We start from the raw sequence: 21,322 nt of genomic DNA on the forward strand, positions 1-21,322 counted from the left end.
AGTAAACCTCTCAAAACTAAACAAAGTTTCAACAAATCGTGTAGGTTTCCGTAATATTTTCCTTAGAAAGGAGGTGATCCAGCCGCAGGTTCTCCTACGGCTACCTTGTTACGACTTCACCCCAATCATCTGTCCCACCTTAGACGGTTAGCTCCTCATAGAGGTTACCCCACCGGCTTCGGGTGTTACAAACTCTCATGGTGTGACGGGCGGTGTGTACAAGGCCCGGGAACGTATTCACCGCGGCGTGCTGATCCGCGATTACTAGCGATTCCGACTTCATGTAGGCGAGTTGCAGCCTACAATCCGAACTGAGATTGGCTTTAAGAGATTAGCTTACCCTCGCGGGTTCGCAACTCGTTGTACCAACCATTGTAGCACGTGTGTAGCCCAGGTCATAAGGGGCATGCTGATTTGACGTCATCCCCACCTTCCTCCGGTTTGTCACCGGCAGTCTCACTAGAGTGCCCAACTTAATGCTGGCAACTAGTCATAAGGGTTGCGCTCGTTGCGGGACTTAACCCAACATCTCACGACACGAGCTGACGACAACCATGCACCACCTGTCACTTTGTCCCCGAAGGGAAAGCTGTATCTCTACAGTGGTCAAAGGATGTCAAGACCTGGTAAGGTTCTTCGCGTAGCTTCGAATTAAACCACATGCTCCACCGCTTGTGCGGGCCCCCGTCAATTCCTTTGAGTTTCAACCTTGCGGTCGTACTCCCCAGGCGGAATGCTTAATGCGTTAGCTGCAGCACTGAAGGGCGGAAACCCTCCAACACTTAGCATTCATCGTTTACGGTATGGACTACCAGGGTATCTAATCCTGTTCGCTCCCCATACTTTCGAGCCTCAGCGTCAGTTACAGACCAGAGAGCCGCCTTCGCCACTGGTGTTCTTCCATATATCTACGCATTTCACCGCTACACATGGAGTTCCACTCTCCTCTTCTGCACTCAAGTTTCCCAGTTTCTAATGCACTTCTTCGGTTAAGCCGAAGGCTTTCACATCAGACTTAAAAAACCGCCTGCGCTCGCTTTACGCCCAATAAATCCGGACAACGCTTGCCACCTACGTATTACCGCGGCTGCTGGCACGTAGTTAGCCGTGGCTTTCTGGTTGGATACCGTCATAGGACTAACAGTTACTCTAGTCCCTGTTCTTCTCCAACAACAGAGTTTTACGATCCGAAAACCTTCTTCACTCACGCGGCGTTGCTCCATCAGACTTTCGTCCATTGTGGAAGATTCCCTACTGCTGCCTCCCGTAGGAGTTTGGGCCGTGTCTCAGTCCCAATGTGGCCGATTACCCTCTCAGGTCGGCTACGTATCATCGCCTTGGTAGGCCGTTATCCCACCAACTAGCTAATACGCCGCGGGTCCATCCAAAAGTGATAGCCGAAACCATCTTTCATTAAGTGACCATGTGGTCACTTAAATTATGCGGTATTAGCATCTGTTTCCAAATGTTATCCCCCACTTTTGGGTAGGTTACCCACGTGTTACTCACCCGTCCGCCACTCACATCAATTAACTTCCACTGCAAGCAGCTTCTGTTGATATCTGTGCGTTCGACTTGCATGTATTAGGCACGCCGCCAGCGTTCGTCCTGAGCCAGGATCAAACTCTCATATAAAATGAAAATTGATTGCTCAATTGATTTTGTTGCTAGCGAGTTATAATTCAAATTGAATTGACTTCGCAAATGTTTGCTTCTTCCAACCGGTCCGAAGAACGGTTAAAAAAAGACCCTACACATTTGATTTGTCGAAACTTTGTTCAGTTTTCAAAGGTCTACTTCATTGAATCATTGTCAGCGACAACTCAATCAGTATAGCAGATTAAGCGGTTGCTTGTCAAGCAGTAATTTGAATTTTTATTCAATCAATATTCAAGTTTGCTTAACGCGACAACTTTTATAGTTTAGCAAGAATCTAATTTGTTGTCAAGAACTTTTTTCAAAGCTCAGAGCAACTTATGCAGTCGCTTTGACAACAGAGATAACTATACCAAGTTTTTTAGTGTTCGTCAACAATATTTATTTAAAAAAATAAGTCTATTTTAAAGTACAAACATTAGCCTAGTGACTTGCATAAAAGTTCGCTTTTTTAATATAAATTCGTTCTATTCGGTCTATTTCCTTCTCCATTAGTAGCATTCAACCAATACTTAATTAATGCCAAAATAAAAAGAGTCTGGGACCAAAGCCCTAGCCTCTTATATTTCTGATCATTACTCTAGAACGTGTGCCAAAAGTCTAGGGTCACGTGCCCTATTTTAGTTACGATCGCCAAATTATCTGTTGCACAGATAATTTGGCGATCGTAACTACTATTCCGCAATTGAAGATTATTAGCCAAGTACGCTAATAATCCTGATGTTCCATCCGTTGTCCATTCAACTATGGCAAGCACAGAAAACTGCTTTTTCAAACACGGCTACAGCTAATTCAATAACCGTACAATGGTTATTGAATTAGCCTGTGTTACGTAGTGAACCCAAAACCGACTTTTGTTCCGCTCCTTTTATCTATAATTCATCATCCGTTAAAGTCTTTTCAGGTCGCATTGTTGGGAACAGCAAAACATCGCGAATTGAATCAACATCGGTTAATAACATTACTAGACGATCGATACCGATACCCAATCCACCAGTTGGCGGCATACCGTACTCTAACGCCTCAACGTAATCTTCATCAATCCCATGTGCTTCATCATTACCTTCTTCACGTTCCTTGGCCTGCGCCTCAAAGCGTTCACGCTGATCAATTGGATCATTTAATTCAGTGAAGGCATTTGCGTACTCACCACCATGAATAAATAATTCAAAACGACCAACAAAACGTGGATCTTTAGGATCTTTTTTGGCTAATGGGGAAATTTCAATTGGATGTCCGTAAATGAACGTTGGTTGTGTCAGTGTTTCTTCAACAAAGGTCTCAAAGAAAGCATTAATAATATGCCCAACCGTCCACCACTCTTGATACTCCACGTGATGCTCATCCGCTAATTTTTGTGCATCCGCAACGCTCATCTTTGGCCAGAAATCAACACCAGTCTGTTCTTTAATGGCGTCAACCATGTGAATTCGTTTAAATGGTTTATCAAGATCAATTGATTGACCTTGATACGTTATTTGGCCAGAACCGTTTACCTTTTGGGCCGCAAAACGGAAAATTCCTTCAGTTTCGTCCATCACATCAGTTAAATCCCAATAGGCAGCATAAGTTTCTAGCATCGTAAATTCGGGGTTATGTCTTGTATCAATCCCTTCATTCCGGAAAACACGTCCAATTTCGTAGACCCGCTCCATGCCACCAACAATTAGGCGCTTCAAATGAAGTTCCAACGCAATTCGCAAGTAAAGATCAATGTTCAACGCATTATGGTGCGTTGTAAATGGTCGTGCCGAAGCGCCCCCTGCTTGCGTATGTAAAACAGGTGTTTCCACTTCAGTAAACTCATGTTGATCTAAGTATTCACGAACGGCACTAATAATGTGACTTCGTTTCATGAACCGATCAAAACTTTCCCGGTTTGAAATCAGATCCAAATAACGCTGTCGGTACTTTTGCTCAACGTTTTGGAGACCATGATACTTATCAGGTAGTGGCCGTAATGCCTTACTAAGAAAAGTAACGTGGTTGGCCCGAATGGTTAATTCACCAGTATCAGTTTTCATGATACTGCCAGTAATTCCCATGATGTCGCCAATGTCCGAGCACTTAAAGATGTGGTAATTCTCTTCCCCAACTTCGTCTTTACGTACGTAAACTTGAATTCGTCCGTCGCGATCAGCAAAATCGGCAAAACCAACCTTACCCTTACCACGTTTAGTCATCATTCGACCAGCAATTGTAACAATATGTTCTTCTTCTTCAAGTTGTTCTTTAGTTGTCTCACCGTATTTATCATGCAATCCTTGTGTCATTGCATCACGATCAAAACGGTGACCAAAAGGATCAATGCCCTCATCGCGCAGTTCCTGCATCTTCTGCCGGCGAACGCGTAATTGGTCATTCATCTCGTTTGGCTTTTGACCCTTATTTGCCAATTAAAATTCCTCCATTCAACATGCTTCACTACTTATCTTGCCAATTTAATCATGAAAAAGCAAGTGCAAACTCACGATTACACTTGCTTAGCCTTTAAATAAGCCGCTTTTTTAGCTTCGCGCTGTTCTGTCTTTTCAACGAAATCATCAAAAATAGTATCTACTTCTTGTTCCGTTTCGGCCTTATTAACGGCTACCTTAGTTTTAGCCGCACGGGAAATACCTTTTAGATAGTACGCGGAAGAAGTTCGAAATTCATGAACGCCAATCTTTTCACCTTTTAATTCAACTAACCGATCCAAATGGAGTTTAGCCGTCTGAATTTTTTCTCTTGGTGTGGGCTCAGGCAGTAAAACGCCATCACGTAAATATTCATTTGTCCGCTTAAGAATCCACGGATTGCCTAGAGCAGCACGACCAATCATCACTGCCGTGGCACCAACTTCATCAAGCATTCGCTTCGCATCTTCAGGCGTTCGAACGTCACCGTTTCCCATAAATGGAATCGTCAGGTGATCCCGAACATCCTTTAGAATATTCCAATCAGCGTGGCCGGTATACATTTGTTTGCGGGTACGCCCGTGCATGGCCAGTGCTGCAGCACCAGCTTTTTGGGCGGCCACAGCATTTTCAACGGCAAAAATATGGTCTTCATCCCAGCCAGTTCGCATCTTAACCGTTACTGGTTTGCTAACGGCGGCCGTCACTGCGGCCACCATTTCGTATACTTTATTGGGATCCAGCAACCATTTGGCACCAGCATCGGTTTTAACAACCTTGTTCACGGGACAGCCCATATTAATATCAATAATGTCGGCCGTAGTGTGCTGATCCACAAATTCTGCGGCCGCAACCAAGGTTTCCTTGGTCCCACCAAATATCTGAACACTAACTGGGTGCTCGTTGGGATCGACAAAAAGCATACTCATCGTTTTCGCATTATGGTGCATAATGCCACGGTCGCTGATCATTTCGCAGACAACTAGACCGGCACCAAATTCACGACAAGTTAACCGAAAGGCAGCATTCGTTATGCCAGCCATTGGTGCCACAACAACTTGATTTGGAATCGTGACGTTACCAATTTTCCATTCCATAAATTTCCCACCTTATTTAAAACTACTCGAATTTAAAACATCTTACGTATAATAGCACAAATGCTCATTTGACAAAAGAAGTCAGCTAAGAAGTGTCTAGACTAGCTAATTTAAACCTAATTCTATTATCAAATATGGCCCAAAAATAACTTACGGCCGCATTAAAAGAACTTAACAACCGCAAATGAATTTAGATCTTTAATAAAAAGGGGCCGGACAAAAGTCCTAGCCTCTAATTGTTTCCGAAAAATCACTCTAGAACGTGCGCCAAAAGTCTGGGTTTACGTGTCTTAATTCAATACCCCATAGTACGGTTATTGAATTGGTCTACCTTACGCAGTAAACCCAAAACCGACTTTTTGTCCCGCTCCCCTGCTTCAATCTCCTAGTTATTCTTCTTTACTTCAGCGGCCATTTTTAACGTTTTTAGTTCCGCAACTGAAAATTCATATTTATTACCGCAAAATTGGCAAACGGCCTCTGCACCACCATCTTCATCAATCATTGCTTGAATTTCTTCCGGATTCAAACTAGCAATCGATTTACCAAAACGTGCCTTTGAACAGTCACACTTATAGGCAACCGGCATTTTTTCAATGATTTTTAATTCGGCACCAAAAATATCGGTTAAAATTGCCGCTGGTGTTTTACCAGCACGCAACATATCCGAAACTAATGGTAACGCCTTTATTTTCTGTTCCAGCTCTTGTGCGGTTGCGTCGGTTGCACCAGGCATCATTTCAATCAAAAAGCCACCAGCAACATCAATCGAATTATCTGGCTTAACAAAAACCGAAACCCCGATTGATGAAGGAATTTGTTCAGAAGCGGCCATATAGTAGGTAAAGTCATCACCTAACTCCCCGGAAACAATCGGCGTTTGTCCGGTAAATGGTTTACCTAGGCCCATATCCTTAGTCACCGCAATCGTACCATTCTTGCCAACTGCACCGGCCACATCGATATGGTGCTTCTTATTCAATGGCAGGTGGACATGAGGATTTTGTGCGTAACCCTTGACCGTGCCGCTGGTGTTACCATCCGCAACAATTGCACCCACTGGGCCGTCACCCATTACCTTTACTGTCATTTTTTCTGATCCCTGCAGCCCGGCTGAGCTCATTAAAAGTGTTGCAATAAGCGTTCGCCCAAGTGCTGCCGAAGACGCACTCCAAGTACCATGCCGCCGCTGTGCCTCCGCGACTAGCTGACTGGCATCAACTGCGTAAGCACGAACCGTATCATTGTACGCTAGGCTCTTAATTAAATAATCCGCCATTCTTAATTCCTCCGTTTGCTTATTTCTATTTATCTTTGTCTTATAAAACTGCAACTCAGTAACATAAGAAAAGAGTGCGCCAAAAGACATTTTCCGCTAGAAAATCTAGCCTGAAAGTAAGTTGCCTTTTGTCCCACTCTTTATAAATCAGTTAATCATCTTGCTGATCATCTTTTGGTGCTTCACTAGTTGGCGCTGCATCGGCTGATTCGGGACCAGCTGACTCAGGTTTACTAGTATCATCGGAATTATCCGTTTGATCATTTTTCTTTTCCTCAGCTTGTTTTTCAGCATCTTGTCGTTCCAATTCTTTCTTGGATTCTTCAAAAGTTGCTGCCTTTTCACTAGGAAATTCGCTGGAGCCACCCATATTGGGCATAACACCATCTTTAAACAGGCTCATGATTTGCTTTTCATCAAGCGTCTCATACTTGAGCAAACTTTCAGCAATTAACTTATGCTGCGCACGATGAGATTGAATAATGTCGTAAGCACGTTGATGTGCCTCGTTCATAATTCGCCGAACTTCATCATCAATGGCGGTTGCAGTTGCTTCAGAATATGGCCGTACACCAAATTCTTGTTGCTGCATTGCGCGACCTTCATACTGAATATTACCCAATTTCGAGCTCATCCCGTACTGCGTAACCATTGAGCGAGCGAGTGATGTTGCCTGTTCAAAGTCATTAGAGGCACCAGTTGATTGCGTACCAAAGATAATTTCTTCAGCTGCTCGACCACCAAGTAAACCGACAAGCTGCTCGTTCAATTCTTTCTTAGTCATCAAGAATTGATCTTCCCGTGGCAACATAATGGCATAACCACCTGCACGCCCACGAGGAACAATCGTAACTTTACGAACAGTTCGTGAATCACTGAGCACCATGCCAACAACTGTATGCCCTGCTTCATGGAAAGCAACCATGTTACGTTCTTTAGGACTAATAACACGATCACGCTTGGCTGGGCCAGCGATAACACGGTCTTCTGCTTCATCAACATCAGAAGCATCAATTTTTTGCTTACCACGACGTGCGGCAACTAAGGCAGCTTCATTAAGTACATTTTCTAGATCAGCACCCACGAAACCTGGTGTTTGCTGAGCAACTACCTTGAGATCAACATCGTCAGCAAACGGTTTGTTTTTAGCATGAACCTTTAAGATTGCCTCACGACCCTTAACGTCAGGACTACCAACTAAAATCTTCCGGTCAAAACGGCCTGGACGAAGTAAGGCTGGATCCAAAACATCAGAACGGTTAGTTGCAGCAATTACAATGACACCTTCATTACCTGTAAAACCATCTAATTCAACCAATAACTGGTTCAATGTTTGTTCACGTTCATCGTGTCCGCCACCGACACCACTACCACGTTGGCGACCTACGGCATCAATTTCATCAATAAAGATGATTGCTGGTGCATTTTTCTTAGCCTGTTCAAATAAATCACGAACACGACTAGCACCAACACCGACGAACATTTCAACGAAGTCAGAACCTGAAATTGAGAAGAATGGGACGCCAGCTTCACCGGCAACAGCTTTGGCAAGTAAAGTTTTACCAGTACCAGGCGGTCCCTCTAAAAGTACCCCCGCTGGAATTCGCGCCCCTAAGGAAACAAACTTCCGCGGATCTTTCAAGAATTCAACAACCTCAACTAATTCCTGTTTTTCTTCTTCCGCACCTGCGACGTCAGAAAAACGTACTTTGTTAGCTTTTTTATCAGCTGGTTTTACCTTGGACTTCCCAAAATTCATAACCCGATTGTTGCCACCGCCACCTTGGCCTGATTGGCTCATCATCATATAGAAGAAGAAGATGAACATCACAATTGGTAAGGCATAAAGTAACATCTGAACCCAAAAGCCGCTGGATTCTTCCGCTTTAGTATTCATGGTGACATTGTTTTTAGAAGCAGCTTGCGTCATTTGCGATACTTGAGAATCACTGTCAAGCATTGTTGTTGTGAAACTCTTAACGCTGGAACTGGAACTAGGAACAAGGCCAAAACCACCGCCCGTCGACTTCGACTTTTGTGCTTTGCGGTATTCACCGGTAATCTTATAGACCCCGTTATTTGGCTGAACACTAAAGTTTTTAATCTTGTTATCTTTTAACTGAGTGACAAACGCACTAGATTGAATTTCCTTTGATTGCGTGTTGGACTGTCCATTCGTAAAGAAATAGATAACACCCATCAACGCGAGGAAGATAACAATGTAAAATAGACTGTTACGAAAAAGCCCATTTTTCTTATTATTCATATGTGACCTCCGTTCCCGTTTTCTTTTTATAGAAATGATAACTTGTCATATCATTTACTAATTGATAATAGCATAACTGACTTTCATTGACCATTATTTCGTCTGATAAACGGAAGATTTTAAAATGCCGATATACGGCAGGTTACGGTAGTGTTCGGCATAATCTAAGCCGTATCCAACTAAGAATGCATTGGGTACTTTAAAGCCAGAATAATCAACGTGCACTGGGACAACTCGTGTTTCTGGCTTATCCAATAACGTACAAATTTTAACTGACTTTGCTTTGCGATATTTAAACAGATCAGCAATGTAATTCAACGTTCGTCCGGTATCCACAATATCTTCAACAATTAAAACATCACGATTTTCAACACTTGTGTCTAAATCCTTAACGATTTTAACTTCGCCTGAAGAAACTGTTGCGCCACCATAACTTGAAACATCCATAAAATCAAGTTCAACGTGGGTATCAATTTGGCGAACTAGATCAGCCATGAACAAAATGGCCCCCTTTAAAACACAGACAACTAAGGGATTCTTACCGGCGTAATCAACCGTCAGTTGTGCGCCAAGGGATTTAGTGACTTCAGTAAGTGCTTTTTGATCGTATAACACCTGCTCAATATCTTGATGCATAAACGAACTCCTCTCAAACATTTCTCAATACAAGTCTGTAATGTATTTTATCAGTTTGTATTTGATTAAACAATTGTGCTTTTTTTAAATTTAATAACCATAACCCTTTATTTTGGGCCGTTGTAACTAACCAAAGTCGTTCCCGTTTTTCACTTGGAACTTTTTCATTAATCAATAGTCGTTTAACCGACTGGTGACCAGTTTTTATAGCTAATTGATCACCTGGTTGCCGGTGACGCACAATTAACGGTAGCTCTGTTGGTGCTAGGTAAACCGATAATACGTCATCGCCTGGCCTCAAAGTTGCTTGCTCCGTCACCAGCCCAATCTGCTGCTGATCAACTTGCTGCCACTGACCAACGTTCAATTGACACACCGCTGTTTCAGATACTTTTTTCATCTGCCTCGGCCTAAACGCAAATAAATCATAGCTTCTTTCAAACCGCCACGAATTAGCCAAATCAATCCGACTCTGGGGTTTAGTAACCGATAAAATTGCCCGCAATAATTGCTGTTTTTGGCTCTCTTTAACGGTGGTGCCTTGCTGGATCAAGCAGCGCTCAACAATTCGATCTAATAACAACACTTGCTGATCGGGTGAGAAAATTTTAAAGGCACTCACTTTACCCTGAAATCCCGCTACACTAAACTGGCCAATCTGTTGCAATTGTTCATCCGTAAATTGTTGGTTCACCCGAAGTAGTCGCTGCAGGCGCTCCGAAAACGCAACTGCATGTGCCAATACTTGCTGATTATCCTGCTTTAAAATGGGCACAACTTGATGCCGAATTTGATTGCGCATAAAGGTTAAATCATTATTGGTGACGTCATCAAAATACTTAATTTGTTGTTGATTCGCGTAGTCGCGTAACTCTTGCTTCGAGAAAATAAGTAACGGCCGCATTAGCCTTCCGCTGGCAAAAGTACGTTGGCTTCTAATACCGGTCATCGTTTGAATATCACCACCACGAACCAAGTTCATTAAAATTGTTTCCAATTCATCATCACCATGATGCGCCGTTAATAGGATTGAATAGTGATGTTGGCGCATTATATCCGCAAAAAAATGGTAGCGAAACTGCCTTGCCGCCTGTTCAACGCCCGTTAGTGGATGATCCAGCCAACGTGTTTTAAAAAGCGGTAATCGCTGCCTTTGACAGTAAGCAGTTAAAAATACTTCTTCTTGCTCACTTTGTTGCCGTAATTGATGATTAACGTGTACAACACCAATCTTTGGCCGCAAATTTAGCGGTAACCGTTGTAGCAGTGTTAATAGGACCATCGAATCTGCCCCAGTCGACACTGCCACCAAAACGCGTTGACCTGCCGACCAAAAATGATTTGTTTGAACGTGCTGCCGAAAGCGTCTTTCCACGATCTACCTCCTACATTTATAAGAGTGTTGGAAAAAGCGGTTAGCTTCCGAGGATTAGCCTAGATTGACGAATTATCTGTGAAACAGATGATTTGGCGATCGTAACTAAGCACAGGAAGCTGCCTTTCCCAACACGTTTACCCCAAATTGGTCAGATAAACACGATTAAAAGTATTTTCCTAACATAATCCAGATCATTCTCTTAGTATAAAATTTACCACTTCAAAAACCGGACTTCTTCTAAAACTAAAATAGTGGATCAAAAATACTGGTCATTAGTATTAGTGATCTCATAATCACTAACCGAGCCCTAAGACTCGTTACCTAAGTACACAGGATTTCTTGATCCACTCATATTTTTAAAAATTAACTGCGCCGGCCACCACGGCCACCGCGTTTACCTTCAGTATTTCGTTTTAAGTCAGTTAAACGTGACTCACTGTCTTTAAGGAAGTTTGACAATAAATCATCAAAGTCTTCTTTCTTGTTTTCTTGGAAATGTTTTCGGCCACCGCCACCACTGTTACCGTGACTCTGAGAACGACCATTGGAACCTGAATGGTTCGAATTATGATGATTTTCATGATTATGCTCTGGGCGGTGTTCCGTCGCTGGCTTATCAACTGCATGTCGAATTGAAAGTCCGACCTTGCCATCATCACCAACCGACATAACTTTAACCGTTACTTCATCACCAACAGATAACACATCATGAATATCTTTGACATAACTATCAGAAATTTCACTGATATGAACTAACCCAGTTTTGTGGTCACCCAAATCAACAAAGGCCCCGAAATTCGTTATCCCAGAAACTTTACCAGAAACTTTAGCTCCGACTTCAATTGCCATAAAAAAGTTTTTCCTCCTTAGATCATGTAGCTATAAGTATAGCATAGGTCAGCAACAGTGCAAGCGTCAACCTCTTAACAAACTATTCTCCCGGGATCGTTGCCGCTTTATCAGTCGGTAAACTGTAAATTGTTTCGTTTCCTTTTGAATAATAGTATTTTTGGCGAATAACCTTCTGCAAATAGTCATTATTTTGCAGCTGTTTGACTTGTAACTTTAAATCTGCCTTATTCGTTTTAACTTGTTTTAACTTAACGGACTGCAGCGCGACTTGCTGATTAGTTTGCGCCAACGTTTGGTTGGAACGATAAATCTGAAAGCCACAAACTGCAAGAATAACAACGAGTAAGCCTAACAAAAGCGCGATCCGTCTTTTATGTACTTTTTTAACGTGTTCCAAGTACGCCGCCTTTTGATGTCTAGCACCAGCCAACTTTTGGTATGGATTAACATTATCTGCAATTGGTCGTCTAGATTGTAGCATACCCAGTCCTTCTTTCTAAAAAGTCATCGTTAAAACTTAAACCTGTTTTGTAACTAATTTTGCAAGGCCCTCCGTAAAACTAATACCAAATTTCAGCTTATCAATGCCTAAAATCCGAACACCTTTTTAGACATTTTCCAATAAAAAAACCCTAACAAAAGCGCGTAATTATACTGAAAGTATAACAAGCTTTGTTTGGGCTGTCCATGCATTATTCGATTTTAATAGATTTTTTCAAATGTTTCCGACACCGTCTCGTAAAGCTCCTCGGCTGCATCCTTTTTGGTTGTATCCAGCAATTGCTTTACTTTAACGGTCAACGTTTTATTTCCAAACTTAATGGTTAAAACATCCCCTACTAAAACATCAGTTGATGATTTAGCAACCTTATCGTTAACTTTAATTCGCCCTTGATCGGCGATATCCTTGGCTACCGTTCGTCGCTTAATAATTCGCGAAACTTTCAAAAATTTATCTAAGCGCATCATTTTTCCTCATTTCTTAATTTATTTCCGACTTAAAAATTTTAAATACCGTCTTCCTAATGGTAACGCAAGCCACTCACGAATACTAAATAAGTGACCAACAGTTGCTAACAAGACGAAAATAATACCGCCAATCAAAACGGCTAGCAGTGTTAGCAGGCCTGTCAGTAAGCGTCCGGCGGCCAATTCATTGATCAACCACCTTGTACTTGGCCCAATGAGCAACATCATCACAAAACAAATGACTACTAGTTTGAACATAAACTGCCGGGCAACTAAAGCGCGGCGCAATTGATCGTCCGATTGCCACCAAATTAAGCAAAATGTCACCACCAACGCCATAACTGTCACGGCACTGGCACCAGTAATCCCCCACCTAAAAGTGGCCCAGCGATTCAATAGCACCTTTACAATTATTCCCAGAAAAAGTGCAATTGTCGTCAGGTGGTACTGATTTTGACTCTGAAGAACACTATTATAGGTACTGATTAGGGCAACAAAAATAATGCTGAGTAGGTATAAGCCAATTGCAAGATCCCCCTGAGTACTCCCAAATAGCAGCCGGTTAATACCAGGAATAAGCGCAATTAGACCTGCCGTTGCCGCAACTGATAACGCAAAGCTCAAATGAATCATCGTGCTGGCCGTTCGGTAAAAACTAGTTATTTGTCGTTGCTGCCGTGCCTTCGTTAAACTTGGTAACAACGTTGAAGAAAACGACGTGGCCACAACTAGACCAAGTTGAACTAATGGCTGCCCCCGATCATAAACACCCTTTAAACTTTTGGCCAGTCCTTGACTGACGCCACTAGCAACAAGCCCATTTTTAACGGTAAAGGAATCAACCAACTGTAACAAAATAATCATGGCCGAAAATAAACAGATCGAGCCACCTTCTAACAGAAAACGTTTCAGCAAATAACGGTAAGAAATAGTGGCATTGGCTCCAGTTAGTTTTGTTTGTTGCTGCCGAACAAAATAAACCAAAACGCCCGCTGCGGCTAAAGCACCAAAAAGTGCTCCGCTCATTGCCCAACTACCCATTTTATAAACCGACCAGCCTTGTTTAACGGCCAAATAAGCGGCAATCAGGATAACGCCAACACGCACAAGCTGTTCGGCAACTTGGGAAATAGCCGTTGGTACCATCTCAAATGTCCCCTGAAAATAGCCTCGGCTAACAGCCAAATAAGGCATGGCGAGAAACATAAACGAAACGGTTAAAATAAGTGGTTTTAATTGACCATCCCCCATTGCCAACGCAATTTTTCCGGCACCCAACTGTAACCCTAAGAAAATAACGGCGGACAATCCTGCTAAAAGCAGTCGACTCTGTTTTAATACTTGCCGCCTTGCCAGTGGTGTCTTTTGTTCCGCAACTAATTTTGAAATAAAGACTGGTAGCCCCGATAAGGCAAAGGTCATCCCAATACCATAAATCGGATAAATCTGTTGATAAACGTAAAAGCCAGTGTTACCTACCAAATTTTGGAAAGGAACCCGGTAAATTGCGCTTAAAATTTTAGCAATCAGCGAAGCCGCAGATAAGATTAATGCACCGCGCATAACGTGCTTCATTTGCTGATTTTTCATTCATTTTCAACCTTTGTTTCTTCTTGAGTGAAAACCGCCAGCCCCTCTAAAAATTGGTTTAACTCTTTCATCCAATCCTTTTGCTGCATTTTCGGCTGAATAATCAGCGTGGTTACTAGTTTACCATCCGTCATTTTAACCGTCGCCCGTAATTTGGTTGCTGCTAAGGCTTTGAAAACATCTTCTGGCTTAATCTTTTTGCTACCCTTTGGTGACAAAGTAACTTTAATTTGATCGTCAACTTGACGAACGCGTTCAACCAACGCACGATCAGCATTTAATTTCAGCGCACCCACGTTTAAAAGATTAGTGACCTCAATTGGGTAATCACCAAAACGGTCAATCAAATCAGATTCCAATTCTTGTAGATCATCCTGATTAGCCATTTCCCGAACACGCTTATAAATTTCTATCTTCTGGCGCTCGTCTTCAATGTAAGCACCTGGCAAATAGGCCTCAACCTTCAAGTCAATTTCAGAATCAGTCTTAACGACTTGCTTTTCACCACGTTTCTTAGCAACCGCCTCAGACAACATCTGTGAGTAAAGATCATAACCAACTGAATCGATGAACCCATGTTGCTGCTTGCCCAATAAATTACCGGCGCCGCGAATTGACAGATCACGCATGGCAATCTTAAACCCAGAACCAAGCTCGGTAAAATCTTTGATCGCAGCCAAGCGTTTTTCACTTAATTCGGTCAGTACTTTATCCTGTTTATACATAAAATAGGCATAACCAACCCGGCTACTTCGACCAACTCGACCACGCAGCTGATAAAGCTGTGCTAATCCCATGTGATCGGCATTTTCAACGAACAACGTGTTCACATTAGGCATATCAACCCCATTTTCAATGATGGTTGTGGTGACCAAAACATCATAGCCACCGTGAACAAATTCATACAACGTGTTTTCCAATTGGGTTTCCGTCATTTTGCCGTGGGCATAGGTAATGGTCGCATTAGGCACTAAGGCCTGAATATTCGCAACGGTTCGTTCAATATCCTCAACGCGATTGTGCAAGTAAAAGACTTGGCCGCCTCGATCAATCTCCCGTTGAATCCCCTCCCGGATTGCCCCAGCATTTTGTTCCATGACGTAAGTTTGGACCGGGTAGCGATTAGCCGGTGGTGTTTCAATGACCGACAGATCACGGACGCCTACCATTGACATGTTCAAGGTTCGCGGAATCGGAGTTGCCGTCATGGTCAATACATCAACGGAAGCACGCATTTCTTTTAAACGTTCCTTAGCCTTAACACCAAAACGCTGCTCCTCATCGACAATTAACAGGCCCAGGTCTTTGAATTCAACATCCTTCGATAAAATACGGTGGGTGCCGACAACAACGTCAGCCTGACCACTTTTAATATTCGCTAAAGTAGCGTTAATTTGTTTACGCGTTCGAAAACGCGACATCAATTCTACTTGAACTGGAAAATTGCTAAATCGTTCCAGCATCGTATTGTAGTGCTGCTGCGCCAAAATGGTTGTTGGTACCAGAAAAGCGGCCTGCTTACCATCTTGAATCGCCTTAAAAATAGTGCGAATTGCAACTTCAGTCTTACCAAAACCGACATCCCCAACCAACAAACGATCCATTGGTTTGGTTCGTTCCATATCGTGCTTAATTTCAGCGACACTTCGCAACTGATCATCCGTCTCAGTATAAGGAAAAGCATCTTCGAACTCTCTTTGGTAGGGATTGTCCCGTGAAAAGGCATACCCTTGTTCGGCCTCCCGTTTAGCGTAAAGTGCGATTAACTCATCGGCAATATCTTCAATTTTTTCTGAAACTCGCCGCTTAGTCTTAGCCCACTCGCCACCACCAAGTTTATTGATTCGTGGTGTTTTTCCTTCAGCGGAAACGTATTTTTGAATTAAATTCAGTTGTGTTACCGGAATGAAAATCTTCGCGTTGTCCTGGTACAGCACCGTAATGTAGTCTTGATGCGCCCCGTCAACTTCCAACGTTTGCATACCAACATACTTACCAATCCCGTGATTAACGTGAACAACGTAATCACCAGGATTTAGTTCGTTATAGCTCTTAATTCGCTCTGCGTTGGCCAACGTTTGGCGGCGAACACGCTTTTTGACGACCTGATTAAATAACTCCTTTTCCGTCACAATTGCTAGGTTAGCCTCTGCCAGTTCAAAACCATTTTGTAAGGTTGCGGCCACAATTTGGACAATACCGACTTCTAACTGATCAGGCTGGGCCAAAACTGCTTTAATTTTAAAATCGCGTAAAGTCTGACTCACCCGTTCCCGCCGTTCGTCATCACCGACCATGACAACAACCGTCCGTTTTTCAGTCTGCCACCGATCGACCTCTGCTTTGAATAAAGGCATTTGGCCAAAAAATTGCTGCATATTCCGATTTTGAACGTCAAAAATATGATCTAAGCGTAAATTGCCCATTCCTTTTTGAAATAATGAAAAATAAATGTGTGTGTGGTGACTTTTCCGCAACAAACTGGCCAACTCATTGCCAAACGTCTGCGTGTGTAAAACCCGGTGTTGGCTTAATTCTTCAGTGAACCACTGGGCAGTATCGGCCGCTAGGTTTTTCTCCGTTTCGGCCATTCGCGGATAATCATCTAAAATCAAGTAGCCCGCCGCAACCAAATAATCGGCTAGAGTTGTCTTCTGACCATAAATCAAATCGCGGTAACGGTTCAGATCTTCAGTCAGATCACCCTTTTCAAAGGCAGTCAAAACGGGCGCAAAGTTAGTCTCCAATTCTTGCTGCTCAGTACTATCCTTTATTGTTGCCAGCTCAGCTTGGTAGGCCTTCCTCAATTTTGGGGCAGCCTTTTTCAATAGCTCTGCTGGCGCAACAAAATCAGTTGCCGGTAAAATCGTAAATTGTTCGATGTTCTCCAAGCTGCGCTGCGTGCTGGCCTCAAAGTAACGCAATGAATCAACTTCAGTATCAAATAAATCAATTCGAACAGGATTTTCGGCGTTTAACGGATAAACATCAATAATATCACCACGCATGGCAAACTCGCCGGGCTTACCGACCAATTGTTCCCGAGTATAGCCAGTAGCAACAAGTTGCCCCCGCAATTTTTCTAAATCAATTTCGCCACCAACCTTAACTGGAATTGCACTCTGTTGCCAGATTGCAACAGGCGGTAAGTATTGCCGCATCCCAGAAAGGGAAGTTACCACAATTCCAGCTTCCCCCTGGGCTAAAAAGTTTAGTGCCTGAACACGTTCACTACGGTATTCTGGTGAACTCGTTGCAACTTGGGCGGCCATTACTTCATCAACTGGGAATAACTGAACGGATTCATCTGGTAATAGATTGGTTAAATCATCAACCAATTGACTGGCATTATAAGAACTATTTGTCACAACCAACAATGGCTGTTTTTTTGCCCGCACCAAACCAGCCAAGACCAGAGTTCTTGCGGAATCCTGTAGTCCGGTGACTAATTGCCGACTATCGGGCTTAATTTGGCCCAACCAATCACGAAAAGTTGGTGCTTGTAATAAAAGTTCCGTTAAATCCATAAACAGTAACTATCCTTTCCGGTTGTATTGATTCATGATTTGCATAAAATCTGGCTCAGCCGTCCAACTTTCGACTGCCGCACTCGCTTTTTCGATACTCTCATCAATTAATGGCCGAACATTCTTGGCAAAGGGTGTTAACACCCAATCCACAACTGTTCCCCGGCCTGGATGATCCGTTCCAATTCGAATTCGATTGAAATTGCTAGTCCTCAAATAGCTGATCATACTCTTAATCCCGTTATGACCACCAGCCGAACCATGTTGCCGTAACCGAATTTTTCCAGCCGGCAAATCCATATCATCATAAATAACCAATAGTTCGTCTAACTGCACTTGATAATAAGTCATTAGCGGCTTAACTGCCCGTCCCGAATCATTCATGTAAGTTTGGGGCTTGACCAAAAACACCTTTTCACCATTTAAAAAGAAAGTACCGTAATTGGCCTCAAATTCATTTTTATTTAAAGTGACGTCGTGTGCCTTAGCAATTGAATCAATTGTCATAAAGCCAACATTATGTTTTGTTCCTGCATACTTTTTGCCTGGATTTCCCAGACCAACGATCATTTTCATTAGTTCTACTCCTTTTTCAATCTTATAATTCCTATTTTGTGTTACCCACAAAAACTTATTGGCGCAAAACGTCCACTTGGTATTCGTCAAAAACCATGCCCTAAAAACACGGCCTTAATGACCTCGTTAGACACGAAAAAGGTACGTAAACCTAAAACGCACCACGTCATTTTTAACTTCAGTTATTTATCCCGGACTATTATAGCATAGTCCGTAAATTTTCCCCGCTAACAAAATTATTCCTTAATATTTTTTCAAAGACAAAGCGCTTACATTTGTGTTAATATAACTAATGTAATAAAAATTTTTCTGCATACGAAAGGATGATTTTATCGTGGCAACATTTAAACATCAAAAAGTTCTTCTTGTCGGTGACGGCGCTGTAGGTTCTAGTTATGCATTTGCTTTATTAACCCAAGGCATCGCACAAGAAGTTGCAATTGTTGATATTGCTAAGGAAAAGACCGAGGGAGATGCCGTTGACTTATCCCACGCATTACCTTGGAATTCACCTAAGAATATCTATTCAGGTAGCTACGCCGATGCGAAGGATGCTGATCTTGTTGTGATCACTGCTGGCGCACCACAAAAGCCTGGTGAAACTCGTTTAGATCTTGTCAGCAAGAACTTAAAGATTTTGAAGTCAATTGTTGATCCCGTTGTTGAATCTGGTTTTGACGGTATCTTCTTAGTTGCCGCTAACCCAGTTGATATTCTCACCTACGCTACTTGGAAGCTCTCTGGTTTCCCTAAGGAACGTGTTATTGGCTCCGGTACATCGTTAGACACTGCTCGTTTACGCGTGGCCGTCAGCGAATTGGTTGGCGTTGAGCCTCGCAGCGTCCATGGTTATATTATGGGTGAACATGGTGATTCTGAATTTGCCGTTTGGTCTCATTTAAGCTTTGGTGGCCTACAAATGCACGAATGGATGGAAAAGCATCCCGAAGTCACCCAAAAGAAATTAGACGAAATCTTCGTTAGTGTTCGCGATGCGGCCTACGATATTATCAACAAAAAAGGTGCAACTAACTACGGAATTGGTGCCGCTTTGGCTCGTATCACTAAGGCAATTTTTGATGATGAAAACACTATCTTACCGTTATCCGTTTACATGGACGGCGAATATGGCCTGCATGACCTTTACATTGGGACACCAGCCGTCATCAACCGGAATGGTTTACAACAAATCATCGAATTACCATTATCCGATCGTGAAGCAAGCGAAATGACTAAGTCAGGTGCAGCACTTAAAGAAATTGCTGACAAAGCCTTCAAAGAAAATGGCATTGAATCACGTCAATAATTAACTATTCAATCCGTAAGAAGCTTGGGCCTATACCTAAGCTTCTTTTTCTGGCCTACATTACTTCGGTCCACCTTCAAATAGTCGCCTAAACATCGAAAAAATGGTGCTTTTTTTCATTTTTAAAGTGATCGTTACTAAAAATTAAGGTCAACTGTCTTTTCTTTCCGGCCTTTTTTGGGTAGAATAGGGAAAGTTACTGGTCACCATCATAGGAGGGACGACCACATGAAAAATCGTAACCGCATTTTAGCGGTGAGCTTAGTTGTCGTTATTTTACTTGGCATTTATATTGTCAAAGGAATGCAGTACCGCAATACTTTTCTACCGCGAACTAGTGTCGCTGGCTTAAGTATTGGCGGTAAAACAACAACGCAGGCTAACACAGCACTTAAAGAACATTTTCATAATCAAAGTTTTACTTTTATGGATGGTACTAAAAAAGTTGGATCATTTAAAGGTAAGGACGCCGGGGTAACACCAAACTTCAAGGACAGCTTAACAACATTACAGGCTAGCCAAAATCCTTGGCTGTGGCCACTACACCTCCTCACTGGTGGTAACGTCAGTGCCGATCAAAGTCTGGATTTAAATAATCAGACTTTTAACCAATTTTTTAATACAACTAACGAACAGTTAAACAAAGGGCGTAAAGCGAGTCAAGATGCAACCGTTGCTAAACGCAGCAATGGCTTTGTTGTCACTAAGGCCGTTTATGGTAATCAATTAGATAGTGCCAAATTAAAGACGAGTATTAAAACTAGTTTGACTAGCGGTAATACAACGGTGCAACTTAAGAATGATTACAGCAAACCAACCGTTACTGGTTCGGCAACCCAATTAAAGACCGCAAAAGCCAAATTGGAAAAGATTCATGCCGAAAAGATTACTTACAAAATTAATGGTAAAACACTGCAAGTCCCAGCAGCAACGATCTACGATTGGGAAACCTATAACAACGGTAAAATTGCTGTAGATACCGCTAAAGTTAAACAATACGTGGTTGGGCTAAATAATCGCTACGCCACTTACAATAAATCAATCGAATTCAATAGTACCAAGCAAGGCAAGGTTAAAGTGCCTGCCGGTAACTATGGCTGGAGTATTAAGACCAGCAGTGAGTCTGCGGCCCTAGCTAGTGAAGTTTTGAAAGAAAAAGATTTCACCCGCGAACCCGTGACGGTTGGGATTGGTTACGGTAAGGATGGCATCGGTAATACTTACGTTGAGGTTGATAAATCTGCGCAACACATGTGGGTTTATAAAAACGGTAAATCGGTATTAGATACTGATGTCGTGACTGGTAAACCTGGCCAAGATACGCCATCTGGAGTTTACTTTGTTTGGAATAAGCAGCGTAATACTAAATTGACCGGTAAAAATGATAATGGCTCAGCTTACTCTTCAGCCGTTAGTTACTGGATGCCGGTTGACTATACCGGTGTCGGAATCCACGATGCCTCGTGGCAACCAACATTTGGTGGCGATTGGTACAAAACACACGGTTCCCATGGCTGCGTTAACACGCCGCCAACAACAATGGCAAAAGTTTACGCCGATGTTGCTTTAGATACACCAGTGATTATTTTCTAATAAAAATCACCTAAACCAGTCAATGAAGTTTCACAAAAAAATGGCAGTAATGACTATCAGATTCAATTAGTCTTTACTGCCACTTTTTATGGCCTAAAATCACGTTTTCCTTAAAATGGCGCCGTTCGACCACACTAATAATCGTTAATTCATTTTGCCAAGGCCCACTGCTAAACAAATAATTAATTTGGTTAAGACTTT

At 42.5% G+C, this 21,322-nt stretch carries 14 protein-coding genes and 1 rRNA gene; 2 read left to right on the forward strand and 13 right to left on the reverse strand.

Annotated features, from left to right (window positions below):
• Nucleotides 1-66 precede the first annotated feature (66 nt).
• The 13 genes from EKM61_RS02395 to pth form a co-directional block, all read right to left on the reverse strand.
• Nucleotides 67-1,635, reverse strand: a 16S ribosomal RNA gene (locus EKM61_RS02395).
• Nucleotides 1,636-2,528: 893 nt separating this feature from the next.
• Nucleotides 2,529-4,022: a lysine--tRNA ligase gene (lysS, locus tag EKM61_RS02400; protein WP_164505759.1), complete on the reverse strand. Its 1,494-nt coding sequence runs from the start codon at nt 4,020-4,022 to the stop codon at nt 2,529-2,531.
• Nucleotides 4,023-4,129: 107 nt separating this feature from the next.
• Nucleotides 4,130-5,149, reverse strand: a complete 1,020-nt coding sequence (gene dusB / locus EKM61_RS02405; protein ID WP_068222759.1) for a tRNA dihydrouridine synthase DusB — start codon at nt 5,147-5,149, stop codon at nt 4,130-4,132.
• A gap of 385 nt (nt 5,150-5,534) precedes the next feature.
• Nucleotides 5,535-6,428 carry an Hsp33 family molecular chaperone HslO gene (gene hslO, locus EKM61_RS02410; protein ID WP_068222757.1) on the reverse strand — a complete coding sequence of 298 codons (894 nt, stop codon included), beginning with the start codon at nt 6,426-6,428 and terminating at the stop codon, nt 5,535-5,537.
• 151 nt (nt 6,429-6,579) lie between these two features.
• The gene (gene ftsH, locus EKM61_RS02415) at nt 6,580-8,694 is read right to left on the reverse strand and encodes an ATP-dependent zinc metalloprotease FtsH (RefSeq protein WP_068222754.1); all 2,115 of its coding nucleotides are present in this window, start codon (nt 8,692-8,694) and stop codon (nt 6,580-6,582) included.
• Nucleotides 8,695-8,787: 93 nt separating this feature from the next.
• Nucleotides 8,788-9,330 (reverse strand): hypoxanthine phosphoribosyltransferase, encoded by a 543-nt coding sequence (gene hpt / locus EKM61_RS02420; protein ID WP_068222750.1) that lies wholly within the window; start codon nt 9,328-9,330, stop codon nt 8,788-8,790.
• 13 nt (nt 9,331-9,343) lie between these two features.
• Nucleotides 9,344-10,705 carry a tRNA lysidine(34) synthetase TilS gene (tilS, locus tag EKM61_RS02425; protein ID WP_068222748.1) on the reverse strand — a complete coding sequence of 454 codons (1,362 nt, stop codon included), beginning with the start codon at nt 10,703-10,705 and terminating at the stop codon, nt 9,344-9,346.
• A gap of 366 nt (nt 10,706-11,071) precedes the next feature.
• A complete protein-coding gene (locus tag EKM61_RS02430; RefSeq protein WP_068222743.1) occupies nt 11,072-11,557 on the reverse strand; it encodes a S1 domain-containing RNA-binding protein in 486 nt (161 codons plus the stop codon).
• Between the two features lie 82 nt (nt 11,558-11,639).
• Entirely contained in the window at nt 11,640-12,041 is a 402-nt protein-coding gene (locus EKM61_RS02435) for an FtsB family cell division protein (RefSeq protein ID WP_068222741.1), read from the reverse strand.
• Between the two features lie 221 nt (nt 12,042-12,262).
• Nucleotides 12,263-12,526 carry an RNA-binding S4 domain-containing protein gene (locus tag EKM61_RS02440; RefSeq protein WP_068222740.1) on the reverse strand — a complete coding sequence of 88 codons (264 nt, stop codon included), beginning with the start codon at nt 12,524-12,526 and terminating at the stop codon, nt 12,263-12,265.
• Nucleotides 12,527-12,547: 21 nt separating this feature from the next.
• On the reverse strand, nt 12,548-14,119 hold the full coding sequence (locus EKM61_RS02445; RefSeq protein WP_068376585.1) for a putative polysaccharide biosynthesis protein: 1,572 nt from the start codon (nt 14,117-14,119) through the stop codon (nt 12,548-12,550).
• Nucleotides 14,116-17,646, reverse strand: coding sequence for a transcription-repair coupling factor (mfd, locus tag EKM61_RS02450; protein WP_068222737.1), 3,531 nt, complete (start codon nt 17,644-17,646; stop codon nt 14,116-14,118). The genes EKM61_RS02445 and mfd overlap by 4 nt, the downstream gene beginning before the upstream one ends.
• Nucleotides 17,647-17,655: 9 nt before the next feature.
• On the reverse strand, nt 17,656-18,222 hold the full coding sequence (gene pth / locus EKM61_RS02455; protein ID WP_068222731.1) for an aminoacyl-tRNA hydrolase: 567 nt from the start codon (nt 18,220-18,222) through the stop codon (nt 17,656-17,658).
• A 334-nt stretch (nt 18,223-18,556) separates the two neighbouring features.
• Here pth and EKM61_RS02460 point away from each other — a divergent pair, with 334 nt between their 5' ends.
• Both EKM61_RS02460 and EKM61_RS02465 read left to right on the forward strand, forming a co-directional pair.
• Nucleotides 18,557-19,528 carry an L-lactate dehydrogenase gene (locus tag EKM61_RS02460; RefSeq protein WP_068222730.1) on the forward strand — a complete coding sequence of 324 codons (972 nt, stop codon included), beginning with the start codon at nt 18,557-18,559 and terminating at the stop codon, nt 19,526-19,528.
• Between the two features lie 228 nt (nt 19,529-19,756).
• Entirely contained in the window at nt 19,757-21,121 is a 1,365-nt protein-coding gene (locus EKM61_RS02465) for a L,D-transpeptidase family protein (RefSeq protein WP_068222727.1), read from the forward strand.
• Nucleotides 21,122-21,322 lie beyond the last annotated feature (201 nt).

The sequence above is a fragment of the Loigolactobacillus backii genome (assembly GCF_003946275.1).
GTDB classification, from domain to species: domain Bacteria; phylum Bacillota; class Bacilli; order Lactobacillales; family Lactobacillaceae; genus Loigolactobacillus; species Loigolactobacillus backii.